Here is a 4,154-nt window from a genome sequence, read left to right as displayed (position 1 = left end):
ACAATCTTACCTTGTTCATTTAATACACAGATAAAAGTTCTTTTCATTGATACATCTAATCCAATATAATGCTTCATAGGTTGCTCCTCATTTTACGGCTATCTTAATGGGGTTCAAGTCAACGACTTGAAACTTGTCGTTAATCCTATATTTTTCTATACGATTGAATCGGAACCACTATATACGCTAGGGGGTAGGAATGTAGGTTATTGGTTATGCAAGAGATCTATTCTTTCATCGCCTGCCTATTCTTTTTTTTAATTCTTTTGTGCACTTCAAACTTGAAAAGACTTAACATGAAGTAAGTTAGTCTGGCTATTTTTTTTAAATAAGTATTTATATGAAAATAGCTTTTAGTAAATAGAAAATAAGAACACTAGTTATTGCACTAGCAGGAAGAGTAATTACCCAAGATAGTGCAATGTAGCGAAGCATTCTAAGGTTTAAGGCGCGGATTCCACGAGCTAATCCTACCCCTAGAACAGCACCGACTAAGCAGTGTGTAGTAGAGACGGGGAGGCCTAGTTTGGAAGCTAAAAGGATGGTAATAGCGGTGCCAAATTCAGCAGAGAAGCCACGGGTGGGGGTAAGTTCAGTGATTTTTTTGCCAATGGTAGCAATGACGCGCCAACCCCAGGTTGCAAGACCTGTTACAATTCCTAAGCCTCCAAATACAAGTAGCCAAGAAGGAACCGTTGTTGCTTGAGAAACAATACCTCTATTAATGATATCTAGAACAGCTGCAACAGGGCCTATAGCGTTAGCAACATCATTAGCCCCGTGACCAAAAGCAACAAAAGAGGCACTTAGAATTTGCAAATAACCAAACATTTTTTCTACAGAAGTATATTCAGAAGTACGTTCTAAAAAGTTTGTTTCTTGCCTTAGCTGTTGAGAGAGCGATTGTACTTCTTCTACTAATTGTCCTATTTTTGCATGGGTTTCATCATAAGATACCACATGAACGCGCTGTAGGTGCTTAAGTGCTTTTTCTAGACTGATAACCGTTTGAGGGGAATAACGAGAAATAGGGTTTGATTCATTGGAAGAATACACTCTACGAACTAATAGAAAGGCGATAAAAGAAGCAATGCTACCAATGACGAAGGCAAAAGCTAGTACTTGGATAAAAGAAAAATGCCAATTCAAACGAGTAAGCCCATTGAACAGTAAACTTAGAGTAAATACACCAAGAACAATGAAGGTTAATAAGGGGATAAATTTTCTTGCTGCTTCTAAAGGGTTCATTGCATATAAAATATTGCGTTGCAACATATTAAATACAAAATAAGAGATCATACCTGCTAAAACAGGCGAGCTAACCCAACTAGCTGCAATGGAATTCACCGCACTCCATTGAATAGCGTTGATTCCCATAATCACGCCAGCAAAGCCTAAAATAGCTCCTACAATCGCATGCGTTGTAGAAACAGGCCATCCAAAAAAAGAAGCTATTTGTAACCAGACCCCAGTTCCGCATAGTGCAGCGCACATTCCTAAGACTAAGATCAAGGGATCTTCTGCAAACAATTGAGTGTGAATCAATCCTTTTTGCATAGTTTCTGAGACATGAGATCCAAGGAAGAAAGCTCCACTAAACTCTAGAACAGCTGCTAGAATAACCGCTTTTCTTAAGGTAAGAGCACCTGAGCCAACAGATGTCCCCATAGCATTAGAAACATCATTGGCTCCAATATTCCAAGCCATATAAAAACCAATGGCTATAACAAGCAGTGTAAGTATTGTTGCAGTGTCCATCGTTTATTTTAGTTCTAGGACCATTCTAATGCGGTTTGCTAAGCTCTCGGAAAGATGAGAGATTTTTGCTATTTCTTCAATCAAGCTTACCCATAAATAGAAACCTGCATTAGAAAGAGAATGAGCTTTAGTGAACAACTCTTTTGTGAGTACATGCTGCATTTTGCTTGCTTCATGTTCGAGATAGGCGGTTTCTTCTACCATTGTTTTTACTTTTTCTGCTTCAATTCCCCCAAAAGAAGATTCCAGTAATTCATCGATCTCCTCAATGATACGCTTAGAATGCTTAAACACTTCTTCATTTTTATAAAAAAAGTTTTGTACTTGTGGAAGAAATCCATTGCATTCTTCTAGAGGGCTTAAAGTAAGTAGGGTAGCAATGTCTTCTGCCTTATCGGATATATCATCTTGGATAGATAAAATATCGAGGAATTGTGCCCGATCAATAGGTAAAAAGATACTCTTGGGAAGATGGTTACGGATATCATTTTTGGCTAGATCAGCTTCGTGTTCAAGACGAGAAATTTCATGGGCTGCTTTTGCAATCTTTTCTGCATCTTTTTTTCCTAAATTAGCAAACATCTGTGAGAGCTTTTCCACACAGTGAGCTACTTTTTTCATGTGGGTTTGCAGGGGAGCGAAGGGAGACTTGCCAAAAAGGCGTGCGATGTTAAGCATACAATCCTGTTATAAAATACTCAAATCTCATATCGGAATCTAGCTTTAAAGCCAATTGAATACAACTCTTTTTCAAAGATCAGAAGATTGAAAAATAATCTGCTTTTCTGTTTCTGACATGGACCGAAAATCGCCTTCGGCAATGGAGCCTAGGAGCAACCCACCGATGCGAATGCGACATAATTCTAAAATCTCAAGATTTGCTGCTTGTACAAGCAAGCGAACCTCTCGCTTCTTTCCTTCTTTAACTACAATTTTTAATGTGCCCTTACGTACTTTTACCACTCGTATAGGTTTTATAAAGGACCCTTCTATAAAAATTCCTTTAGAGATTTGCTTTAGATGCAAATCGGTCACTTCTTGTAGTGTTTTGATTAAATATTCTTTTTGAATATTAGAAGATGGATGGATCACCTTATTTGCAAAATGTCCATCATTAGTCACTAATAAGAGCCCGGTTGTATCTCTATCTAATCGTCCAATGGTAAATAGACGATAAGGAAGATGAGCGAATAAATCGACAACTCTTTTTTTTGTTCCTAAAGGAGCATTGGAACAAATAAAGCCATGGGGTTTGTTTAAAAGGTAATAAACTTTTTTCCCTTCAGCTTGGATTGGCTCATTATCCACACAAATTTGATCTTTTTGCGCGCAAACAAGGGTTTGAGGAACAAGTATGACCTCGTCATTAACGGTCACTCTACCTTTAAAAATTAATTCTTCCGAAGCTCTTCGAGAAGCTACTCCAGCTGCAGCAAGGACCTTGCTTAAACGTTTTTTATCTTCCATAAGGGCAGGATTATATAAGGGATAACAGTAAATTTCAATGATTTAAATTTAAGTCTTTTCAAGTTTGAAGTGCACAGAAGAATTAAAAAAAAGAATAGGCAGGCGATAAAAGAATCTCTATTGTGATTTTTAACAATCAAACACAAAAAGAGACCTTGGCTAAAGGCTACCATCACCTACAGGGCACAGGACATTAAAAGAGTAATTTGAGTTTTTGTAGAAATCAGCCATATTGTTTCTTTTGCGAAAAAAACAATATGGATCTCTTCATGAATAAAAAACGATTACCACTCAGGCACATTCAAAAACATTCAGGATTGACTCCTCAGCCTGATCTTAAACTTATTCAAAGTCTTGATACCATTACTGATCCTAGAGGAGTATCCTGCAATTTTATTCATCCTTTTATAACGATACTTTTTATCACAATCGTTTGTTCTTTGTGTGGTGCTGATGATTGGGAAGCTATTGTGTTACAGGACCATTCAATGAAAGAATAGTTGAATCAGTCGCGGTCAATGGGGAATAGAAAATTTATTACATTGGGTCTTGGATGTTATACTAGATTGATTTCAAATTAAGAATTGCATAACTAGGTTTTTTTGAAAAAACTGCTCTATCTTGCAAGAAGATATTATCTTTTGTATAAAAATTTTTATATATTCAAGCTCTTAATTTGAATGTAAACGAGTTCTCTAATTGCACACAAGGGGAATATAAATTCTCTTAATTCTTCATAAGCTCTCCGAGCCGATATTTTGCTTGCAAAATAAAAGGCGTTTTTTAAGATCTTAGGACAGCAAAGTTTAATGCGGGAGATAAGTTCAGGGTTTTCTGCGGAGTCTTTTTGAAGAAAACTATTTTAGATTCTTCGCTCCATTATGCTATCCGAAATGAAATGGGCAAGACAATGTATATTACGGCTTCTA

At 36.9% G+C, this 4,154-nt stretch carries 4 protein-coding genes; 1 reads left to right on the top strand and 3 read right to left on the bottom strand.

All coding sequences use genetic code 11. The features are described 5' to 3' along the window. Positions 1-336: 336 nt before the first annotated feature. The 3 genes from RHOW815_RS07155 to RHOW815_RS07145 all read right to left on the bottom strand — a co-directional run bounded on the left by RHOW815_RS07155 (position 337) and on the right by RHOW815_RS07145 (position 3,225). On the bottom strand, positions 337-1,758 hold the full coding sequence (locus tag RHOW815_RS07155; RefSeq protein WP_215217632.1) for an inorganic phosphate transporter: 1,422 nt from the start codon (positions 1,756-1,758) through the stop codon (positions 337-339). Positions 1,759-1,761: 3 nt separating this feature from the next. Further along, positions 1,762-2,436 carry a TIGR00153 family protein gene (locus RHOW815_RS07150; protein ID WP_215217631.1) on the bottom strand — a complete coding sequence of 225 codons (675 nt, stop codon included), beginning with the start codon at positions 2,434-2,436 and terminating at the stop codon, positions 1,762-1,764. A 72-nt stretch (positions 2,437-2,508) separates the two neighbouring features. Then, positions 2,509-3,225, bottom strand: coding sequence for a pseudouridine synthase (locus tag RHOW815_RS07145; RefSeq protein WP_215217630.1), 717 nt, complete (start codon positions 3,223-3,225; stop codon positions 2,509-2,511). A gap of 269 nt (positions 3,226-3,494) precedes the next feature. Between RHOW815_RS07145 and RHOW815_RS07140 the strand changes: the two genes are divergently transcribed. Then, on the top strand, positions 3,495-3,725 hold the full coding sequence (locus tag RHOW815_RS07140) for a transposase family protein (protein ID WP_215217629.1): 231 nt from the start codon (positions 3,495-3,497) through the stop codon (positions 3,723-3,725). Positions 3,726-4,154: the final 429 nt, after the last annotated feature.

Origin of the sequence: Candidatus Rhabdochlamydia sp. W815 (assembly GCF_018642185.1) — a bacterium.
GTDB classification, from domain to species: Bacteria; Chlamydiota; Chlamydiia; order Chlamydiales; family Rhabdochlamydiaceae; genus Rhabdochlamydia; species Rhabdochlamydia oedothoracis.
The sequence above is the reverse complement of the archived record's forward strand: the minus strand, read 5'-3'. Positions and strand labels throughout refer to the sequence as shown.

Excerpts from the sequence above, each read along its gene's own strand:
- RHOW815_RS07155 (WP_215217632.1), bottom strand. The coding sequence starts at position 1,758 with ATGGACACTGCAACAATACTTACACTGCTTGTTATAGCCATTGGTTTT.
- RHOW815_RS07145 (WP_215217630.1), bottom strand. The coding sequence starts at position 3,225 with ATGGAAGATAAAAAACGTTTAAGCAAGGTCCTTGCTGCAGCTGGAGTA.
- RHOW815_RS07140 (WP_215217629.1), top strand. The coding sequence starts at position 3,495 with ATGAATAAAAAACGATTACCACTCAGGCACATTCAAAAACATTCAGGA.
- RHOW815_RS07150 (WP_215217631.1), bottom strand. The coding sequence starts at position 2,436 with ATGCTTAACATCGCACGCCTTTTTGGCAAGTCTCCCTTCGCTCCCCTG.